Below are 19,846 nucleotides of genomic sequence, written 5' to 3'. Positions count from 1 at the left end.
GCCAGAGCCAGGGAGCACTCTCCGTTGCGCAAGGCCCGCACGGCCAGATGCAACGCCACCAACGACGACGAACACGCCGTATCCACCGTCAACGCCGGACCCTGCAACCCGAACGTGTAAGCCACCCGGCCAGACAGCACGCTGCCAGTGGTCCCGGTGAGGAGGTAGCCCTGCACGTCCTGTGCCGGGCTGACCGCGGTGTGGCCGTAGTCGTGGTACATCAGCCCGACGAACACACCGACGTCACTGCCCCGCAACCCGGTGGGCGACAACCCGGCCCGTTCGAAAGTCTCCCAGCTCGTCTCAAGCAGCAGCCGTTGCTGCGGGTCCATCGCGGCAGCCTCGCGCGGCGAGATGTCGAACAGCTCTGGATCGAACAGATCCACGTCGTGGAGGAAACCGCCCTCACGGGTGTAGCTGGTGCCGGACCGGCCCCGCGGGTCGTACAGTGCCTCGATATTCCAGCCGCGGTTGGCGGGAAAGGTCGAGATCGCGTCGCTGCCGGTGGCCACCAGTTCCCACAGGTCCTCCGGGCACGCGACTCCGCCCGGGTACCGGCAGGCCATCGCGACGATCACGACCGGATCGTCTTCGCCTGCCGGGTCGGCGACGGTTGTGGTGGAAACGGCGGAGGCGACCTGCGGCGCGGGAGCGAGCCGGGTGAGCAGGTAGGCCACCACCTCTTCCGGTGTCGGGTAGTCGAACAGCAAGGTGGCGGGCATCCGCAGTTCGAGAACGGCACCCAACCTGTTGCGCAACTCCACCGACGTCAGCGAGTCGAAGCCGAGGTCCCGGAACGCCTGCTCGTCCGGCACCGTCGCGGGCTGGGCGTGGCCGAGTACAGCGGCCGTCTCCGCACGCACCAGGTCACGTAGCGCCCGCTCACGCTCCGCCGGCGCGAGCCCAGCCAGCCGAGTGCGCAAGCTCGGCGGCCAGGCCTCGACCGCGCGGGACCGTCGACCGGTCCGAGCGGGCACCAGGGTGCGCATCAGGGACGGTACGTCCGCCACGGCGGCCTGCCGCAGCGCCGCGACATCGGTGCGCAGCGGAACCAGCACGGCCTCGTCGCGCGAGAGCGCCTCGTCGAACAAGGCCAAACCGGCATCCCCGGGCAGCACTCCGACCCCGGCGTGGGACATCCGCCGCACGTCGACCGTGCTGAGGCCACCGGCCAGACCATCGGCGGCCTCCCATATCCCCCAGGCCAGCGACGTACCGGGCAGGCCCGAGGCCATTCGGTGGGCGGCGAGCGCGTCAAGGAAGGTGTTGGCGGCGGCGTAGTTGGCCTGACCGGCGGTACCGATGACGCCCGCGACCGACGAGAAGAGTACGAACGCGCTCAGGTCGCGATCGCGCGTCAGCTCGTGCAGGTTCAGCGTGCCGTCGACCTTCGGACGCAGGACTCGCTCGATCTGGTTGTCGGTCAGCGAGCCAATGGTGCCGTCATCGAGGATCCCGGCTGCGTGCACGACCGCACGCAACGGCGCCTCGGCGGCGACGCTGTCCAGCAATGCCGCGAGTTGCCCCCGATCGCCAAGGTCGCAGGCCGCCACCCGCACCACCGCGCCCAGCGCGGTCAGCTGGGCGACCAGGTCCCGGGCGCCATCGGCGGCGGCACCCCGCCTGCTGGTCAGCAGCAGATGCCGCACCCCGTGCCGCACCACCAGGTGGCGAGCCAGCAGCCGGCCCAGCGCACCGAACGCACCGGTCAGCAGAACCGTGCCGGAACCCTCGAACGGGGACGGCCGCGCGCCCACCAGTTCCGCTGGGCGGAGTTCGGGCAGCAGCACCCTGCTGCCGCGCACGGCCATCTGCGGTACGTCGGTGCCGAGCGCGGTCAGCAGCGCCGGGTAGGGGGACGCGTCGTCGCAGTCGGCGAGCACGATGCGGCCGGGATGTTCGGACTGCGCGGAGCGCAGCAATCCCCACACCGACGCACTGGCGAGGTCACGGATGGGCGCCTGGTCCGCGCCTACGGCGTGGCGGGTCAGCACCACCAGTCGTGACGCGGACAACGCGTCGTCGGCGAGCCACGAACGCACCAACTCCACGGCGGACCCGACCGCGAGGTGCACATCGGCAGCACAGACATCGGCAGCACAGACGGAGTCGGGGGCCGAGGGACCGTCCGCGGCAGCGCCCGCGGCGTGTCCCACCGGCGCGATCACCACGTCCGGCAGCGCGGCCCCGGCCTGAACGGCAGCACGTAACGCCGCAAGGTCGGCATAACTCGCGACTGGCACACCCGTCCCGTCGAGCGTCGCGCGCAGCGCGGCGTGAACCTCGCCGAGCACAGCCCAGCGGGACACCGCCGTGGTCGCCGTGACGCCTGTTTCGGCCCAGGTGACCCGGAAGACGGTGTCCCGGCCCCCGGCGTGGAACTGGCGTGGCTGGATGGGCCGGAACACGACGCGGTCGATCGAGGCGACCGGCGCACCCGTGTCGTCGGTGACGACCACCGACACCGAGTCCGCTTCGCGCGGCGTTATCCGGGCACGGACCGCAGCGATGGCCGGCGTCCCAGGCATGTACGTCGTGAGCCCGCTGAAGGAGAAGGGCACGAGCACGGTGTCGGTGCCGGTGTCGTCGAGACGTTCGGCGACGACGAGGTGCAGCGCGGCGTCCAGCAACACCGGATGCGGCGCGAAGCCTTGGACCGCGCCCGCGCCGTCCTGCCCTGGATCGGGCAAGGCCAACTCCGCGAGCAGTTCGTCGCCGTGGCGCCACGCCGACCGCACCGCCTGGAAGGTGGGGCCGTAGTCATAGCCTGCTCGCGCGAGGCGGTCGTAAAGGTCGTCGACGCGGATTTCCTGCACGTCGTCGACCGGCCACGCGCCGGCCTGACCGGGGGGCGCGGTCTCGTCCGCGGCCAGCGTGCCCTCGGCGTGCAGCGCCCACTCCAGTTCGTCGACACCCTCGCCGCCGCTCGCATCGTCCACACGGGAGTGCAACCGCACCGAGCGGTGCCCGAACTCGTCCGGGCCGCTCACGGTGACCTGGAGCTGGATTCGGCTTTCTTCGGGTAGCACCAGCGGGCTGTGCAACGTCAGCTCCCGCAGCCGACCGGCATCCAGACGGCGCCCGGCATGCAGCGCCAGTTCCGCGCATGCCGTCCCGGCCAGCACCGCCGAACCGGCGATCGCGTGATCTGCCAGCCACGGATGCGCCCGCTGCGAGATCGTGCCGGTCAACACCAGGCCACCGGACTCCGCCAGGGGCAGCTCCGCACCGAGCAGCGGGTGGGCGGCCGACAGCAGCCCTCCCGTGCCGTCCTGGCGGGTCGCCGACGGGGGAGCCAGCCAGTAGTGTCCACGTTGGAACGCATATGTCGGCAGGTCGACCCGGCGGGCGCCGCTGCCGGCGAAGATCTCCGTCCAGTTCAACGAAGATCCGGCTACGAACAGTTCGGCGAGCGCGCCGGTCGCGGCAAGATCGTCGTGCTTGTCCTTGCGCAGGACGGAGATCCGCACGGCGGCTCGCGCCACGTCCTCTGTGAGGCAGTCGTGTGTCAGTGCTGCCAGCGCGCCGTCCGGTCCCACCTCGCAGAACCGCCGCACCCCGGCCGCTTCGAGGCAGCGCACGCTGTCGTGGAATTGCACGGCCTCCCGCACGTGACGCACCCAGTAGCCGGGGTCGGTGAGCTGCTCAGCGGTGGCCTGCGCGCCGGTCAGTCCCGAGATGATCGGGATACGAGGCTCGGCAAAGTGCAATGCGGCCGCGACCTGACGGAACTCCGGCAGCATGGCATCCATCAGCGGCGAGTGGTAGGCGGTGCCGGTCCGCAGCCGAGTGGTTTTGCGCCCTTGCGCCTCGGCCCGGGCGGCAACTGCCAGGACGACGGACTCCTCGCCGGAGACGACCGTCGCGGCGGGTCCGTTGAGCGCCGCGATCCCCACCTCTGCCTCATGGCCGGCCAGCGAAGCGGCGACCTCCGCGGCGCCGGCCGCCACCGAGACCATCGCGCCGGTGCCGGGAAGTGCCTGCATGAGGCGGCCACGGGCGGCGACCAGGATGGCGGCGTCCGCCAGCGAAAGCACACCCGCGACATGCGCCGCCGCCAGTTCTCCAGCGGAGTGGCCGGCGAGGAAGTCCGGGCGCACACCCCACGACTCGATCAGCCGGAACAGCGCGACTTCCAGCGCGAACAGCGCCGGCTGTGCGTAGGCGACCTGATCGAGCAGCTCCGCTTCGGCCGTGCCGGGCTCGGCGAACATCACCTCGCGCAAGGGCCGGTCGAGCTTGCCGTCGAAGGCCGCGGTCACCTCGTCCAACGCACGTGCGAACCTCGCGGAGGTCTCGTACAAGCCCCGGCCTGCACCCGGCCGCAGCCCGCCTTGCCCCGGGAACAGTACGGCCAGCTTGCCCTTGCTCGCGACACCCTGCGGCACGACGGGACTCGGCTCTCCCCGAACGAGCTTGTCCAGCCCGGCCACCAGCTCCGCCCGGTCGCGACCGGCCACGGCTGCCCGGTGCTCCAACGTCGTGCGCGTGGTGGCCAGTGACCAGGCCACGTCCGCGGCCTGAAGGTCCGGCTGGTCCACGAGGTGAGACCGCAGGCGCTGGGCCTGCTCCCGCAGAGCCGGCGCGGTCGCGGCGGACAGCACCCACGGGGCCCCCACCGCCTGCGCGGGCGCGTCGTCCGGAGCCTCCCCCGCGGGCGCTTCGGTGGGTGCCTGCTCGATGATGGCGTGCGCGTTGGTGCCGCTGATCCCGAAGGAGGAAACGGCACCACGACGCGTCCGCTTACCCTGGGGCCACGGACGCCGCTCGTCCAGTAACGCGACTGCCCCGGAGGCCCAGTCCACATGCGACGACGGCAGCCCGATGTTCGGCGTGGCGGGCAGTAGCCCGTAACGCAGCGCCATGACCAGTTTGATCACACCGGCGACGCCGGCCGCTGCCTGCGCGTGGCCGATGTTCGCCTTCATCGAGCCCAGCAGCGCCGGTTCCTCCTGCCCGCGGTTCCGCCCATAGGTGGCCAGGACCGCCTGGGCCTCGATGGGGTCGCCGAGCACGGTGCCGGTGCCGTGTGCCTCCACGACGTCGACGTCCTCCGGCGTCAATCGCGCGTCCGCCAGCGCCTCGAGAATGACCCGTTCCTGCGCCGCACCGTTCGGCGCGGTCAGCCCGTTGCTGGCGCCGTCGGAGTTGACCGCCGAACCGCGCACCACCGCCAGCACGGGATTGCCTTTCCGGCGTGCCTCGGCCAGCGGTTGCAGCACGAGCAGGCCGACGCCTTCGGACCACACGGTGCCGTTGGCCGCGTCGGAGAACGGCTTGCACCGGCCGTCCGGGGCCAGCCCGCGCTGTTGGCTGAACTCGACGAACATGCCGGGGCTGGACATCACCGCCACGCCGCCAGCGAGCGCCAACGTGCACTCCCCACGGCGCAGCGCCTGGGCTGCCAGATGCAATGCCACCAACGACGACGAACACGCTGTGTCGATGGTGAGCGCGGGTCCGCGCAGACCGAACGCATACGCCAACCTCCCGGAGGCGACGCTGAGCGTCGTGCCGGTCAGCACGTGGCCGTGCAGGCCACGCTCGGCCTCGTGCAGCCGGGGGCCGTAGTCCTGGGACATCGCGCCGACGAACACGCCGGTCTGGCTGCCGCGTACGGAGTCGGGAGCGATACCGGCGTGTTCGAACGCCTCCCAGGCGGTCTCCAACAGCAACCGCTGCTGGGGGTCCATGGCCACTGCCTCCCGCGGCGAGATCCCGAAGAAGTCCGGGTCGAACAGCGTCGCGTCGGCCAAGAAGCCGCCTTCGCGGACATACGTCCGCCGAGGTTCAGGCTCGCCGGGGGCGTACAGGCGCTCGAGATCCCACCCACGATCCGTCGGGAAACCGGAGATGGCGTCGTCGCCGCTGACCAGCAACTGCCACAGCTGCTCGGGGCTACGTACACCCCCGGGGTATCGGCAGGCCATCCCGACAATGGCGATCGGTTCGTCCGTCGTGGCCACGAGGGTCGACGATGTCGAGGTGGTCGCGGCCTGCGACAGGTCGGCGGCGAGACGGCGCGCCAGTTCCCGTGGCGTCGGATGTTCGAACAAGGCCGTGGCCGGCACGCGCACACCCGTGGCGTCGGCCAGCCGCTGACACAGCCGAACCCCCGTCATCGAGTCCAAGCCGAGTTCCCGGAACGCCACGTCGACATCGATCGCCTCGGCCGAGGAGTGTCCAAGCAGCACCGCTACGTGCTGGCTGACCACGTCGGCGAGCACCTGGTCGCATTCTGCGGCGGGCCGGCCGGCGAGGCGGGTGGCCAGGCCGGACCGCCGCAGGGCGTCGGCGTCCTCCTCCGGTTCGGCCACGATGACCGGTCGGCTCACCACCGGCGCGGTGGCGTGCGGCGCCTCCGGGGCCGACACGTCCACCCAGTAGCGCTTCCGGACGAAGGCATACGTCGGAAGTGGCACGGTCCGGTAGTCGTTGCCGGCGAACACCTGCTCCCAGTCCACCGGCACCCCCCGCGTGTACAGGCCGGCCGTGGCGGTGAGCAGGGTGGCGAGTTCGGGCTCGTCCTTGGCCAGGCTGGCCGACACGGTGGTGTCCGCGATGTCCTCGGCGCTCCCGATCAGGCAGTCGCGCGTCAGCGCGGAGAGCACACCGCTGGGCCCCAGTTCGAGGAAGGTCCGCACACCGAGCGACTGCAGTGATCGGACACCATCACAGAAGCGCACCGCCCGGCGGACGTTGCGCACCCAGTACTCCGGGGTGCACAACTCCTCGGCGGCCCGCTCCCCGGTCACGGTGGAGACGAGGGGAAGTCGCGGCGAGGCGTAGGTCAGTCCCTCGGCCACCTCGCGGAACTCGTCCAGCATGTCGTCCATGAGCGGGGAGTGAGAGGCAATGCTGATCCGTAGCCGGGTGGCCTTGCGCCCCCAGGCTTCGACCTGCGCGGCGACGGCCAGGACCGCGGGCTCCTCACCGGAGATCACGGTCGCCGTCGGGCCGTTGACGACGGCGATGCTCGCCCGGTCCTCGTATCCGGCGAGCAGCAGCTGGACCTCGTCCTCGGTGGCCTGCAGCGCGACCATCGCGCCTCTCGCCGGAAGCGTGCGCATCAACCGGCCGCGCGTGGCCACCAGCGTGCAGGCGTCGGCGAGGTCAAGGATGCCGGCCGCGTGCGCCGCGGCGATCTCACCGACGGAGTGGCCCAGAACGAAGTCGGGCCGCAGACCCCAGCGCCGCGCCACGCGATACAGCGCGGTTTCGATCGCGAACAGCGCCACCTGGGTGTAGTCGGTCCGGTGCAACAACTCGGCGTCCGGGACACCTTCCGGTGCGAAGACCACATCCTTGAGGCGCCGGTCGAGATGGTCGTCCAGTTGCGCACACACCTCGTCGAACGCGTCAGCGAAAACGGGTAGCCCGGCATAGAGCTCACGGCCCATCCCGCAGCGCTGTGCGCCCTGCCCGGTGAACAGGAAGGCGACCGCACCCGGATCACCCGCGCGCCCGCAGGCCAGGCCCGGGAACTCCGCGCCATCGGCCAGGGCGGCCAAACCGCGCAGAAAGTCGGCCTGGTCCTCGGCCACCAGCGCCGCACGGTGCCGGAAGGCGGAGCGACTGGTCGCCAGGGAGTGGGCGATATCCCCCGGTTCCAGCTCACGATGTCGCGCCACATAGGCGCGCAACTTCCTCGCCTGTGCCCGCAAACCCTGCGGGGTGGCGCCGGAGAGCAGCCAGGGAACCGGCCGACGCGGCAGGCCGCGCCGCGGCGACCGCGCCGGTTCGGTCGGCCGAGGTGGTTCGGCCAGCACGACATGGCAGTTGGTGCCGCCCATACTGAACGCACTGACGCCGGCCGCGCGACCGCTTTTGCCTGCCGACCACGGCTCACGGACGGACTGCACCGCCAGGTTCAGCTCCCGCAACGGAATGAGCGGGCTGGGCGTCTCGAAGTTGAGGCTGGGCACGAACTCCCGATGGGTAAGGCACAGAATGGTCTTGACCAGCCCGGCCATGCCGGCGGCACCGTCGAGATGACCGATGTTGGTCTTGACCGAGCCGACCCGCAGCGGCGACCGCACGGAGCGACCCGCGCCGAGAGCGGCGCCCAGTGCCGCTGCCTCGATCGGGTCGCCGACCTTGGTGCCCGCGCCGTGCATCTCCACGTACTGCACCTCAGCCGGATCAACGCCAGCGCGCCGGTACGCGGCACGGATGACGTCCGCCTGAGCCGCAGGCTCGGGGGTGACCAGGCTGTCCCCGCCGCCGTCGTTGTTCACCGCGCTGCCACGGATCACGCAGTAGATCGGGTCACCGTCCACCAGCGCGGCGGCGAGTGGCTTCAGCACCATCACCGCTCCGCCTTCACCGCGGACGAAGCCGTTCGCGCGGGCGTCGAAGGTGAAGCAGCGGCCGTCCGGTGACAGTGCACCCAGCCGGTCGACCGTGACGGTGTTCTCCGCCACGAGCATGAGGTTCACGCCGCCGACGAGCGCGGCCGAGCACTCCCCGCGTCGCAGACTCTCGCATGCCAGGTGCACCGCGAGGAGGGAGGAGCATTGACCCGCGTCGACGCCCAGGCTGGGCCCACGCAAGCCCAGCTTGAACGACAGCCGGTTCGCGATGACGCTGCGGTGCAGGCCGGTCATGGTGTGCTGGCTGACCACCTCGGGGCCACCCCGCCGCACGAGGATGGCGTAGTCGTCCCACATGGACGCGACGAACACCCCCGTCGGAGTGCCGCGCAACGCCTCCGGGACGATGCGTGCGTCCTCAAGGGCTTCCCAGCCAAGTTCCAGCACCAGCCGCTGTTGCGGATCCATCACCGCGGCCTCGCGCGGCGAGATGCCGAAGAATTCCGCGTCGAACCGGTCGACGTCGTCGAGGAAGCCACCGAGCCGGCCGTGAGCAGGCGGCAACGCGTCGTCGAACACCCCGTTTCCGGTCCAACGGGCGGCGGGCGCTTCGGTGATGGCGGCCGTCCCGGTCCGCAGCAACTGCCAGAAGCTGTCCGGATCGGGTGCTCCTGGAAGGCGGCACGACATGCCGACCACGGCGACGGGAGCGTCCTCGTGCGCCGTCGTCATGTTCGGGACAGATCCGCAATCACTCATCGCCAACTCCGACACTGAACAATGTCAATCCCCTGTGGAAAGCCGCTGATGTTGCCGGCAATCGATACCGTCTATGAACGCAGTTCGTCGTGATTCGTCCTGATGCCGGACCGCGGTCGCGCTGTTGATCCCGGGTTCCGGGGAGACAGCGCCGCGCCGCGGGGACCGATGAATCAGTGCCCCGCGATCCCGCGCGACTCCAGCGACGCAAGACGCTCCTGGATGACGGCGACGACGCCGGGGAGATGTTCGGTGAGGTAGAAATGCCCTCCGGAGAAGACTTCCATCTCGAACGTCGACGTTGTGTGCTCGTCCCAGGCGCGAGCCTCGTCGATCGTCACTTTCGGGTCCCGGTCTCCCACCAGCGCGACGATCGGGCAGGTCAGTCTGGGGCGGGGCCGGTAGCGATAGGTTTCCGCAGCCTTGTAGTCACTGCGAATCATGGGTAGCACGATGGTCAGTAACTCGGCATCGTCCAGCAGCCGAGCCTCGGTACCACCCACCGATCGCAGTTCGGCCAGCAATCCTTCGTCCGGCCGCCGGTGCACATTCTCCGAGCGGTGCCGCGAGGGGGCACGGCGACCCGAAACGAACAGCCCCGCCGGCACCACCCCGGATTCCCCCAGCCGTCCAGCGACCTCGAAGGCGACCGTGGCACCCATGCTGTGTCCGAAAAGGACAATCGGTCGGTCCGCCCACTCGCGCAGTCTCTCGGCAACGTCGTCGGCCAGTTCGCGGATGCTCTCGACACACTTCTCACTCCGGCGGTCCTGCCTACCGGGATACTGGACCGCCAGAACCTCCACCGATCCCGGCAAGGCCCGGGACAGCGGGAAATAGAAGCTTGCCGAGCCTCCTGCGTGCGGGAAGCACACAAGGCGCGCTGTGGCGTCCGGCGCGGGATGGAAACGTCTGATCCAGCCATCGCCGTGCTGGGCGGTAAGAGTCATCGCAATCCCCTGGAGCTGACGTGTTGGGTTTTGGCTGTGGATCACGGAGATGAAGCGCACGGTTCGCGATCACCAGAGCGCTTCAGCCGTTACACGATCAATCCGCCATCCACTCCCAGAACTTGACCGGTGATGTAGCTCGCACGGTCCGACACCAGAAAGGACACCAGTTCCGCGACCTCATCCGGCGTACCGGCCCGGCCCAGCGGAGTCCGCTCGGCCAGTTGCCGGCGCATCGGCTCCCCGATGCCGCTGATCATGTCGGTCTCGATGAGTCCCGGCGCCACCACGTTGGCCCGGACGCCGTAGGGACCGCATTCCCTGGCCAAGGCAAGCGTGAACCCGATGATGCCCGCTTTGGCAGCCGAGTAGTTGGTCTGCTTGGCGCTGCCGTGCACACCGGCGACCGACGACATGGTCACCACACAACCGGTGCGGCGCTTCATGAAGGAAAATATCGCCGCCCGGCACACGTGATACGTGCCGTCGAGGTTGGTGCGCAGGACGGTCTGCCACTCGTCGTCGGTCATCCGCACCAGCGGGTTGTCCCGGACAACGCCGGCGGAGGCGACGAGCGCGCCCGCGGGCCCGAGTGTTTCCTCGGCGGACACCACGAACGCTCGTGCTTCGGCAGGATCGGCGATGTCGAGTTTGCGGGCGAGTACGCGTGCGCCATGCTCCTGAGCCTCGGCAGCCGCCTCCTCGGCGGCATCCGGGCGGGACTGATAACAGAAGGCCACGTCGAAACCGTCGCGAGCCAGATGCCGCACCACGGCACGGCCGATACCGCGCGATCCTCCCGTGACAATGGCGACCGGGCGCGCGTCACCGGGCACCTATACCCCCGCCAGCTTGCCCGTCACCAACGCATAGGTGCTGTCGAGCGAACTGATGTTGGTGAAATCCTCGTCCTGCACTTTGATGCCGTAGCGCTTTTCCAGGCGCACCACGAGCTCCAGTGTCGTCAGCGAGTCGACTTCCAACTCCTGAACGAAGTCGGCGTCATCGGTGACCTCCGATTCCGGCCGTTCGATCACCTCCGCGACAATCGCCCGCAACTCCTCCCTGTCCACCGCGGACCTTACGTTCTGCGTCATCTGCCACCCTTCCATCAGTTCCATCAGTTCCATCAGTACTTCCACGTGTGGCCACCACAGCCGTCACGTCGCGATCAGCTCGCCACCGTCGACCCGAATCACGTTTCCGGTGATCCACGACGAATCAGAGGCGGACAACAGGACCACCGCCTCACCGACGTCCTCGGGCTGAGTAAGGCGGCCATGCGGGTTGCGGCGGGCCAGTTCCGCGTCCTCCACCGGCCTCGCACTGGGGATCTTGCGGAATGCGGGCGTGATGGTGGTTCCAGGACACAGGGCGTTGACCGCCACGCCGCGCGGTGCCAACTCCACGGCGAGCTGGCGCACATGGGACTCCAGCGCCGACTTGGCCGCGGACACCGCCCCGTAGTGGGGGATCACCCGCGAACCACCAGCACTGGTCAATCCGTAGATCTTGGCCCCCGAGCGCAGCAGTCCGGCCGCGAGCAACTCCTGCGTCCAGTAGACCAGGCTGTGCGCCATCACATCGAGCGTCATCCCCATCTGCCGGGCCGTGATGGTGTCTCCGTGCTCCGCCGGGGGCAAGAACGGCAGTAGCGAGCCGAACGCGACGGAATGGACCACCACGCGGAGTCCTGCACCCTCGACAAGCTCGGCGATCCGCGGCACCAGTTCCGCCCGGGTGGCCGCGGAGGCGACATTGTGATTGAAGAACTGCGCGACGACCCCCCGCTCCCGCAGTTCGGCGGCCAGCTTCTCCGCTGCTTCCTGTCCCGCGGCGGTGTCGAAGTGGACTCCGATGACGTTGCCGCCCTCCGCGGCGAGCGCCCGCGCCGTTGCCCGCCCCATGCCACTGGACACGCCAAAGATCAACGACCACGATCCTTTGAGCGGCACAAGCATGGTCAGTTCCCTCACCGAGCAGTAGTCTTCGCCGACACGATGATCCATCGGCCAGGATGAATACCAACACGAAGTCGGCACGCAATGAAGCACGCACGCCAGATGAACGCCGAATCGGGCGAACAACTCACTCGCTCGTGGACGCACAACGGCGGACCCGCACTCGTCGGAGCGAAGCCCTCGCGAGACACATACTGTGCCGGTAGATACCAATCCGACCGAAAGTGACGGTGATCGGCCAAACGTAGGCTGGCTGCCGGTTGGCGTGGTCGGTCTATTTCCGGTCTCCTTGGTAACTGCTTGAAGCGCACATCGACGAACAGCGCCCCACTGCCACGGCTGAGCCGGTCTCACCTCGACGTGATCCCGATCGGAACCGCGTGCGTGACGTCACGGCATCACCGCGGTGAGAGGTGAAGCGATCGACCATGCAGGCGAAGTAGTGGTCAAAACAGGGTGAGATCGACGACGCACGCGTGCGGTACATGCATCGACACACCACACTGGGTTCCGGCAAAGCAGCAAAGTCGTCCATCCGGGCAGTTTGATCCGCTGATCGCAGATGCCCTCGGCGCAAGGGCATTCCCGCGCGAATCACTCGTCCGGGTTAGTGAAGGGCACTCCACCATGGATTTTTCGGAGCTGGGAAGCACCGCACGGCGGGCCGTGGATCGCGTTCTGGATGGGCTGGGACGGGCTGTGGGAAGTTTGACCGCACCAGCGAGGGTCGCCATTCAGTTCCTCCAACTGACGCAGCAGCCCGACCCCAGCGAGATAGGGCAAAAACTCGTCGGTGCACCGGTTGAAGTGGCCGCCAGAGTCTCCGGTGCCGCCCGCATACCGGGCATCGACGACTGGAAGGCCAAGCCCAACAAGGAGCACCCGCGCCCGGTGGTGCTGGTGCATGGCACGTTCGGTAACGCACTGGATTACTGGGTCCTCACCGCACCCATGCTCGCGGCCGCGGGTTTCACCGTGTTCCGACTCGACTACGGCGCCATCGCAGGAGTGCCGTTCCTTCACGGCCTGGACTCGATCGAGAACTCCGCGAACCAGCTCGCCGAATTCGTCGACAAGGTTCTCGACTCCACCGGCGCCGAAAAGGTGGACATCGTCGGTCACTCCCAGGGCGGCATGATGCCACGCTTCTACCTGAAGTTCCTCGACGGGGCCAGTAAGGTCAACTCTCTGGTCAGCCTCGCACCGTCCAACCATGGCATGCCGGAGCTCGGCATGGTGAAACTGGCGAAGCAGTTCGCCGGCGCCGAGCAGTTGATCAGCGTGACGATGCCCCCGGCCTGCGCCGACCAGACAGCCGGATCACCACTGATGACCAAGCTCAACGCGGACGGGGACACCGTCCCGGGCGTCAAGTACCTCGTCATCGCATCCAGCCACGACGAAGTCGTCGCCCCGTACACCTCAGCGTTCCTCAAGGGATCACGCGTCAAGAACGTCACCCTGCAGGACCTCTACCCGCTGGACATCAGCAATCACGGAGCCATGGCGGCACACCCGCTGGCGTTCCGCGAGGTCATCAAGTACCTCGGTTCCTGACCGTTCGGCAACACGAATCCACCAGAGGACATTCCCCGCTCCGTGGGTGCGCCTGGTTCACCGAACAGGAGGCAGACTGGATGGCCGGCGAGCACCTCAGCGGGCTGGACACGGCATTTTGGTACCTCGACGACCCAGTTGCGCCGATGAACATCGGCGCACTGGTGATCTTCCAGCCCACTCGCTCAGTCAACGTCGAGAAGCTGGTACGGCTGCTGGCCGAGCGGATCGGGCGAATTCCACGGCTCCGGCAACACGTGCGGGAAGTCACCATCCCACCCACCGCGGAATGGACGGATGATCCACAGTTCCAAGTGGAGACACACCTGCGAATCTGTTGCCTGGCGCGGTCTGGCTCACGTGACCAGCTCAACGATTACGCCGCGGCAGCCATGGCGCGCCAACTCGATACGACCAGGCCGCCGTGGGAAATACACATCATCACCGGGCTTCCTGACAAGCGCTTCGCCCTGCTGGTCAAGATCCACCACGCGATCACCGACGGTCAGAGCAGCGGCCACCTGTTCGCGTCGATCTATGAAGGGGTGAGTACGGCATTCGAAACGACGGCCGCGGTATCGGGTACGACCGGTCACCACGCGGACGACACCGGGCCGTCTCTCCCACGGCCGGCCCGGTGGTTGCCCAGCATCGCCTCGCTCGTCAAGCCGGTGACGAACCTGGCGAGCCAGACCGCACGACACGCGCACATCATGGCGGCCCTCGCCCGAAACATCCGGTTACGCGGGGCGTCCCCGCTGGTCGGAAAGACGTCCGGACCCCAGCGGGAATTCACCACTGTGACGCTGGACGTCGCCGCCGTCAACCGCATCCGGCGGCACCGCCGGGCGACCACCCATGACATCGTCCTCGCCGTCCTGGCCGGCGCGCTGCGCGAATGGCTGGAGACCAGCGGTTATCAGCCCGGCAAATGCAAACCCCGGGCCCTCATTCCCGTTGCACTGCGTAACCGCGGCACAGTGCCCAATCCGGGCAATCACCTGTCCAGCTATCTCTGCGAGCTTCCGGTTTCGGAGCCGGATCCGGCGCGGCGGCTGGACACCGTCCGCACCACCATGGACCGCAACAAAGCCAACGGGCCGTACCGCGGGGCGGGCGCGTTCACGACGCTGGCCAACACACTTCCCGCGGCGGCACACCGCCTGTTGGCACCACTGGCAGCACAGAGTGCCATGCTGCTCTTCGACATCCTGGTGAGCAACGTCCCCATGGCCGGCGACACCGTACGACTGGCCAACGCCCCGATGTGCGAGCTCTACGCGATGGTGCCGCTGGCACGCGGACATGGGCTCGCGGTCTCGATCACCGCCTCGCGCCACTTCGTGGGCCTCGCCCTGTACAGCGACCCATCGATCCTGCCGAACGTGGCGGCGATCAGGGATGCGCTGCCACGCGCGCTCGCCGAGTTGGACACCGCGACGGCGTCACTGCCTGTCCAGCACGGTTCCAGGGCAAGGGTCTCCGCCTCGGACAGGGTTCGCGCGGCAACGAGGGTTGCGAGCCCGCTACCCGCGCCGGGGTCGACGACCGGGCCGCCGGCATGACGGAAGCACATGATCAAGCACGCAACGAGCGACATCGGGCAAGTTCGTCAAGCGGCCGCCGCGACGCCGGCATCGCCGCGGTACGCGTCATCTCCCCAGCACGGTGTCGCGTGGGGCACCGAGACTGTTCGGCGGCATTCAGGAACCCGGCGCGGTTCGCGGAGAAGCTGCCGGTCACCGTCCGCTTCGCCAACGAGGTGGGCGCGATCTTGCGTGACCTGCCTGACGACGTCACTCCGGAAGCACGGTACGCCTTCCACAGGTAGCTACGGCGACCTGCTCGACGTCCGTCTTGTCGAGGTCGAGCCTCGAAGGCCGCGGAGTCCCTGACGTGTGCAGGTACGGGGACATGGCAGGCCGCAGGCGCTGCACGTGGCGGATCGCTTCCACCTCCAGCAGGACCAAGGCCAGGTAGTGGAAGACAATGGTGATCACTTACCGCGTGCATCCGGCCGAGCTTGCATTGGCGGCACCCTGTTCCTGCTCGTGCGGGGTGCCGACTTCGATTAGCTCGTTGGGCTGTCAGCCGTTGCTCACGCGGTGGAGGACGCCGTGTTCGTCGCGTTCATAGGTCCGACGAGCGTTCTTGGCGATCTTCCGGTCGATCTCGGTGTCGAGGTCGATGCCGTTCATTTCGGCGATGGCCATGACGTACAGCACGACGTCGGCAAGTTCTTCGCCGAAGTCGGGCAGGTGTTTGCGCCATGCGGTGAAGGCTTCGCCGACCTCGGCGGTGAGCAGCCCAAACTCGAGTGCGACGTCACTGGTGTTGAATTCCTTGGCGACCTTGTTGTCCCATGTTTGTTTCTGGGCGTCTCGGATGTCCAAGGTCCACTCCATGGCTCATGTCGGGGTCAGCAGAACCCGCGAGAGCCTAGCGGCATCTATCGAGCGGGGAGTCCATTGGCCCCGGGGTGTCACGGGAACGGGTGGATGATCTAGGCGGTGTCAATGCGGACGACCCGGACGTGCTTCGCGATCGTGTTGAAGACACCCTGGTAGGTGGCGACGAGCTCGCTGATGTCCTCAAGCGAAGGTGTTCGTGGGGCCGTCACGCTCGGTGAGCCGCTGCTGTATGGCGTGATGGGGAGCGGTCAGGTGGACCATGATGCCGCCGTGCGTGGTGACGGCTTTGGCCAGGTCGATGGCGTCGTGGAGGGCCGGGACCTTTCCTCTCGATGAGCGGCATCCTGGCCGAGGGCTCCTATCGTCTGCTGCCGGCCTGACGGCCCGGCCTCACTTCAGGTGCCGGGCGAAGAACCGGTTCCCGTTGTCCCCCTCGAACTGCGGGACGCCGGTGTGCCCGCCCATATTGGCGTTCAGCGTCTTCTCCTTGGAGCCGAAGGCGTCGAACAGGTCCAGGGCCAGCTGCCGGTCGTTTCCTTCGTCGTCCCACTGCAGCAGGACATGCAGTGGAATGGTGACCTGCCGGGCCTCCTCGAACATGGTGCGGGGCACGAAACTCCCGGCGAACAGAAGGGCGGCCGAGATGCGCGGCTCGACCGCCGCCAGCCGGAGGCCGATGGCGATCACCCCTCCCGCGTACCCGACCGGGCCGCCGATCTCGGGCAGCGAAAGGAGGGCGTCCAGGGCGGCCCGCCATTCCGGGACCGCCTTGTCGACCAGCGGGAGGACGAGCCGGTCGACGATCTCCTCGTCGACCGGCTCGCCGGCCTCCAGCGCCCGGCGCAGGTCGGCGCGGGCCTGTTCGGCGGCGGCGGAACGGGGCCGGTCACCGCTCCCGGGGAGTTCGATGGTGGCCGCGGCGAAGCCCTCCGCCGCGGCGTGCCGGGCCCGGGCCACCAGTCGGGGGTACATCTTGTGCAGGCCGCCGGGGTGGCCGAGCAGGATCAGCGGGGCCGGTGCGGATGCGGATCCGGGCGTCCACAGGATGCCGGGGATCTCGCCGAGGGCGAATTCGCGCTCGAGGACGCCGTCGTCGAGGCGCTGTTCGGAAGTGAATGGCATGGTCGTGCCTTTCGGGAGTGCTCTTCAACGGCGCTCCCGGACGACCTATCGCCCGACCGTGACCCCTGAGGGGAGCACCCATGTCGATACGTTCACGGGTACCACCTCCTCGGTCTCTCGCACGGCCGCCGGAAAAATAGCAGTGGTCGCCGTGGTCCGCCAACAGGTTTTTGCGGAGGCACCGGGGCCCGCCGCGAAGGCGGTCACGCTCAGCCAGCAAGATCCAACGGACTCACAGCCGCTCGCTTGACAAGTGCAGAGAAACTTCGAGCTGCGCAAGGTTGCGCTCGGCGCGTGCACTCGCGACTTTGGAACCCCCTGCGTGCATTCGTGTGTCCGATGCCCACTCCTACGGCCAGATCCTTACCAGATGCCCCGGTTGATCGAGATCCGCGACAACCTGAAAGCCCGCATCGCCGAACACTACGGCTGGCTGGGCGAGATCGCCGGCCTGCAAGCCAGCCGTACCGCTACCGAGCTGAAGCTGGACACCATGCGCCAACTCGCCAACTCGCCAACTCGCCGACCGACCGCGCACCTCGGCATGCCCGACTTTCGCACGTCGGTTGGCCGCGACTGACCGGCACCGGCATTGCTCTGTGGTTTCAGGATGGTCGCCCGAGGAAGGTGATGATCGCGGTCGCGAGTTCCGGGCTGGTGAGCGCGGTGAAGTGGTCGCCCGGGACCCGGGTGAACCGCGCGTTGGGCAGTGTCGTGGCGAGCTCGTCGGCGGAGGCGTGCCCGAAGTCCTGGTCGCCGGCGGTCACGAGCACCGGGGTGGTGATCCGGGACAGCTCGGCGTCGGTGGTCGCGACCTGCGTGTGCAGGACGTGCAAGAGCGCTTGCGGGTCGCCGCCGAGCTGGGTGATCCAGTAGGCCTGCTCCGCCTCCGGCGATCCGGGCTCGAAGGCATCCCCGGTGATCAGGCCGGTCAGCACCCGGTGGTACTGACTGTCCCGGCCGATGGCTCAAAGACCCCTGGGTGGCTCCAGCGGTGTTGACCCGAAGCAGGACATGTCACAGACGGCGGATCATCCGTGCCGGGTTGCCTGCGGCGAACACGTGGTCCGGTATGTCGCGGACAACCACGCTGCCCGCGCCGATGACTGCATTCTCACCGATGGTTACGCCCGGGCAGACGATCACACCGCCGCCGAGCCACGCATTTTCGCCGATCGTGATGGGGGCAGGTCGCTCCCACCCGGCGCGGCGTCGTTCATGGTCCTCCGTCGGATGCAGCGCTGTAAGCAGCTGCGCCCGTGGGCCGATCCGGACGTCATCACCGATCGTGATCATGGCATCGTCCATGAAGAGTGCGTCGTTGTTGACGAAGCTATTGGCGCCGATGCTGATCAGCGCACCGTAGCTGCACTGAAACCGCGGCAGGACAGCGGCGCCAGGGCCGAACTTGGCGAGTAGTTCTTCCAGGATCCGACGGCGCTCAGCGTCGTCGTCCGCTCCGGTCGCGTTGAACCTGTCGAGCATTCGCCAACAGCGCCGTCGTTCCTCGGCCAAGTCGGGTTCGTCCAGGTACCAGTCACCGCGCAGCATTCGATCTTTCTGCTCGCCCACGTTGCGTCCTTTCCGGATGGCCAATGCTGACCGCTCTGGCCGGCTCAAAATCTAGTTTTGGCCCCCAGCGCATCTTTCCCGGGCCACCCCTGTGGTCTATCTGGCTGCCCCTCCGACTACCTCCGGGCTCCGCCACCCTCCCCGTCGGATCGCAGGTTCTGTCGGAGCGGGTTGATTGGGAGTGCGCCGAGTGCGCGCCGTTCGCTGGGCAGTTGTGGTCGTGCGCCGGTCGGTGGGCGCGGCTCGGCGCGCTTGACCCAGGGGATGGGTTCCTGCGCGGTGTCAAGGAAGGACGACGGTTGGGGTTGCGGGCGGATCCATTCGCTGGACATGAACTGCGTTGGCTGTTTGGCCGTGAGGTTCGGGGGCATCTTGGTGTTGGTGGCGGCGGTGAGCGCGAGGGCGCTGGTGAACATCTCCATCTTGACCGACCGGTCGCGGATGACGACGGGGTTGAGTGTGCGGTGGTGCAGCATGACGTCGCCGCCGCGGTGGTGGATGCTGAACCAGTAGGCGGCGATGCAGCGTTTCTCCTCGCTGTCTCTGGCTGGCCTGCGGAACGCGGTGCCGCCGAAGGTCTTCAGGCTGCGGTAGTCGGTGTTGGGTGGGCTCGGCGGGTGCCAGCAGTCTTGTTCCATCCAGTGCGAGATCGGGTCCTTGACGACGGTGGGGTAGTAGTCGCGCAGGCTGAGACGGCGACCGATCTCGGTTGTGAACCGGCGCTGGTCGTGGGGTCCGCCGGCGGCCAGGCGTCGCCAGGGCAGTGAGCCGATGAGCTCGGCGATGCTGACGGCTTCGGGGTAGGTCGCGGCGAAGAGCCGGGATGCGCTGAAGGTGTCGGTCTCGGTGCCGGGTGAAGTCCGTAACGCGCAGCGAGGTTCGGTCAAGCAGATCAATCGGCTCAAGCAGCAACTCAGTGACTCACGCCTTGCACCAGACGATCGTCCGCCGCTGGCGTCATCGGCACTTGTCCCACGCTGGACCGGGAGAAGCTGGCGCTGTTGCGCACCACCGTGTCGGCATTTCTGGCGCCCGTCTTCTTCGCTACCGCGGGCCTGCGAATGGAATCTCACGGCGCTCGCCGTGGCGATCGTCGGGAAGTTCGCCGGCACGTTCATCGGGGCCAAGCTCAGCAAGTCACGGGTCAGCGGCTGTGGCGGCAATACCGGACACTGCGTCCACACTGACGACGCGATCTGGTC

At 68.2% G+C, this 19,846-nt stretch carries 15 protein-coding genes; 4 read left to right on the top strand and 11 right to left on the bottom strand.

The genetic code is table 11. The features are described 5' to 3' along the window. From VJT49_RS18710 to VJT49_RS18690, 5 genes are all read right to left on the bottom strand, one after another. Window positions 1-9,044, bottom strand: a 9,044-nt coding sequence (locus tag VJT49_RS18710; protein ID WP_324166132.1) for a type I polyketide synthase, incomplete at its 3' end; no start/stop codon positions are given. A 200-nt stretch (window positions 9,045-9,244) separates the two neighbouring features. Then, window positions 9,245-10,021, bottom strand: coding sequence for a thioesterase II family protein (locus tag VJT49_RS18705; RefSeq protein ID WP_324166133.1), 777 nt, complete (start codon window positions 10,019-10,021; stop codon window positions 9,245-9,247). Window positions 10,022-10,110: 89 nt separating this feature from the next. Then, on the bottom strand, window positions 10,111-10,857 hold the full coding sequence (gene fabG, locus VJT49_RS18700) for a 3-oxoacyl-ACP reductase FabG (protein WP_324166131.1): 747 nt from the start codon (window positions 10,855-10,857) through the stop codon (window positions 10,111-10,113). Beyond that, the gene (locus VJT49_RS18695) at window positions 10,858-11,151 is read right to left on the bottom strand and encodes an acyl carrier protein (RefSeq protein WP_324166130.1); all 294 of its coding nucleotides are present in this window, start codon (window positions 11,149-11,151) and stop codon (window positions 10,858-10,860) included. Between the two features lie 30 nt (window positions 11,152-11,181). Then, window positions 11,182-12,030: an SDR family oxidoreductase gene (locus VJT49_RS18690; protein WP_324166129.1), complete on the bottom strand. Its 849-nt coding sequence runs from the start codon at window positions 12,028-12,030 to the stop codon at window positions 11,182-11,184. A 408-nt stretch (window positions 12,031-12,438) separates the two neighbouring features. Between VJT49_RS18690 and VJT49_RS18685 the strand changes: the two genes are divergently transcribed. Together VJT49_RS18685 and VJT49_RS18680 are read left to right on the top strand one after the other, a co-directional pair. Beyond that, window positions 12,439-13,539: an alpha/beta fold hydrolase gene (locus VJT49_RS18685; RefSeq protein WP_324166128.1), complete on the top strand. Its 1,101-nt coding sequence runs from the start codon at window positions 12,439-12,441 to the stop codon at window positions 13,537-13,539. Between the two features lie 80 nt (window positions 13,540-13,619). Continuing rightward, window positions 13,620-15,104, top strand: coding sequence for a wax ester/triacylglycerol synthase family O-acyltransferase (locus tag VJT49_RS18680; protein WP_324166127.1), 1,485 nt, complete (start codon window positions 13,620-13,622; stop codon window positions 15,102-15,104). Window positions 15,105-15,335: 231 nt separating this feature from the next. Here the strand turns inward: VJT49_RS18680 and VJT49_RS18675 are convergent, their stop codons facing one another. Both VJT49_RS18675 and VJT49_RS18670 read right to left on the bottom strand, forming a co-directional pair. Beyond that, complete coding sequence (locus VJT49_RS18675; RefSeq protein WP_324166126.1) at window positions 15,336-15,539, bottom strand: hypothetical protein; 204 nt, start codon at window positions 15,537-15,539, stop codon at window positions 15,336-15,338. An 87-nt stretch (window positions 15,540-15,626) separates the two neighbouring features. Then, window positions 15,627-15,932 carry a MazG-like family protein gene (locus VJT49_RS18670; RefSeq protein WP_324166125.1) on the bottom strand — a complete coding sequence of 102 codons (306 nt, stop codon included), beginning with the start codon at window positions 15,930-15,932 and terminating at the stop codon, window positions 15,627-15,629. A gap of 174 nt (window positions 15,933-16,106) precedes the next feature. On the opposite strand from VJT49_RS18670, the gene VJT49_RS18665 reads away from it, so the two are divergent. Next, a complete protein-coding gene (locus VJT49_RS18665; protein WP_324166124.1) occupies window positions 16,107-16,286 on the top strand; it encodes a hypothetical protein in 180 nt (59 codons plus the stop codon). A gap of 54 nt (window positions 16,287-16,340) precedes the next feature. On the opposite strand, the gene VJT49_RS18660 is transcribed toward VJT49_RS18665, so the two are convergent. Next, window positions 16,341-17,072: an alpha/beta hydrolase gene (locus VJT49_RS18660; protein WP_324166123.1), complete on the bottom strand. Its 732-nt coding sequence runs from the start codon at window positions 17,070-17,072 to the stop codon at window positions 16,341-16,343. Window positions 17,073-17,442: 370 nt separating this feature from the next. Here VJT49_RS18660 and VJT49_RS18655 point away from each other — a divergent pair, with 370 nt between their 5' ends. Continuing rightward, window positions 17,443-17,652 carry a hypothetical protein gene (locus VJT49_RS18655; RefSeq protein WP_324166122.1) on the top strand — a complete coding sequence of 70 codons (210 nt, stop codon included), beginning with the start codon at window positions 17,443-17,445 and terminating at the stop codon, window positions 17,650-17,652. 25 nt (window positions 17,653-17,677) lie between these two features. Here the strand turns inward: VJT49_RS18655 and VJT49_RS18650 are convergent, their stop codons facing one another. The 3 genes from VJT49_RS18650 to VJT49_RS18640 all read right to left on the bottom strand — a co-directional run bounded on the left by VJT49_RS18650 (window position 17,678) and on the right by VJT49_RS18640 (window position 19,762). Continuing rightward, complete coding sequence (locus VJT49_RS18650; RefSeq protein ID WP_324166121.1) at window positions 17,678-18,010, bottom strand: alpha/beta hydrolase; 333 nt, start codon at window positions 18,008-18,010, stop codon at window positions 17,678-17,680. A 79-nt stretch (window positions 18,011-18,089) separates the two neighbouring features. Then, window positions 18,090-18,644: a sugar O-acetyltransferase gene (locus VJT49_RS18645; protein ID WP_324166120.1), complete on the bottom strand. Its 555-nt coding sequence runs from the start codon at window positions 18,642-18,644 to the stop codon at window positions 18,090-18,092. A 116-nt stretch (window positions 18,645-18,760) separates the two neighbouring features. Further along, window positions 18,761-19,762, bottom strand: a complete 1,002-nt coding sequence (locus VJT49_RS18640) for a hypothetical protein (RefSeq protein WP_324166119.1) — start codon at window positions 19,760-19,762, stop codon at window positions 18,761-18,763. Between the last annotated feature and the right edge of the window lie 84 nt (window positions 19,763-19,846).

Source organism: Amycolatopsis sp. (assembly GCF_035276945.1).
Taxonomy (GTDB): Bacteria; Actinomycetota; Actinomycetes; order Mycobacteriales; family Pseudonocardiaceae; genus Amycolatopsis_E.
The sequence above is the reverse complement of the archived record's forward strand: the minus strand, read 5'-3'. Positions and strand labels throughout refer to the sequence as shown.

Excerpts from the sequence above, each read along its gene's own strand:
- VJT49_RS18705 (WP_324166133.1), bottom strand. The coding sequence starts at position 10,021 with ATGACTCTTACCGCCCAGCACGGCGATGGCTGGATCAGACGTTTCCAT.
- VJT49_RS18695 (WP_324166130.1), bottom strand. The coding sequence starts at position 11,151 with ATGGAACTGATGGAACTGATGGAAGGGTGGCAGATGACGCAGAACGTA.
- VJT49_RS18690 (WP_324166129.1), bottom strand. The coding sequence starts at position 12,030 with ATGGATCATCGTGTCGGCGAAGACTACTGCTCGGTGAGGGAACTGACC.
- VJT49_RS18680 (WP_324166127.1), top strand. The coding sequence starts at position 13,620 with ATGGCCGGCGAGCACCTCAGCGGGCTGGACACGGCATTTTGGTACCTC.
- VJT49_RS18660 (WP_324166123.1), bottom strand. The coding sequence starts at position 17,072 with ATGCCATTCACTTCCGAACAGCGCCTCGACGACGGCGTCCTCGAGCGC.
- VJT49_RS18655 (WP_324166122.1), top strand. The coding sequence starts at position 17,443 with ATGCCCCGGTTGATCGAGATCCGCGACAACCTGAAAGCCCGCATCGCC.
- VJT49_RS18640 (WP_324166119.1), bottom strand. The coding sequence starts at position 19,762 with ATGAACGTGCCGGCGAACTTCCCGACGATCGCCACGGCGAGCGCCGTG.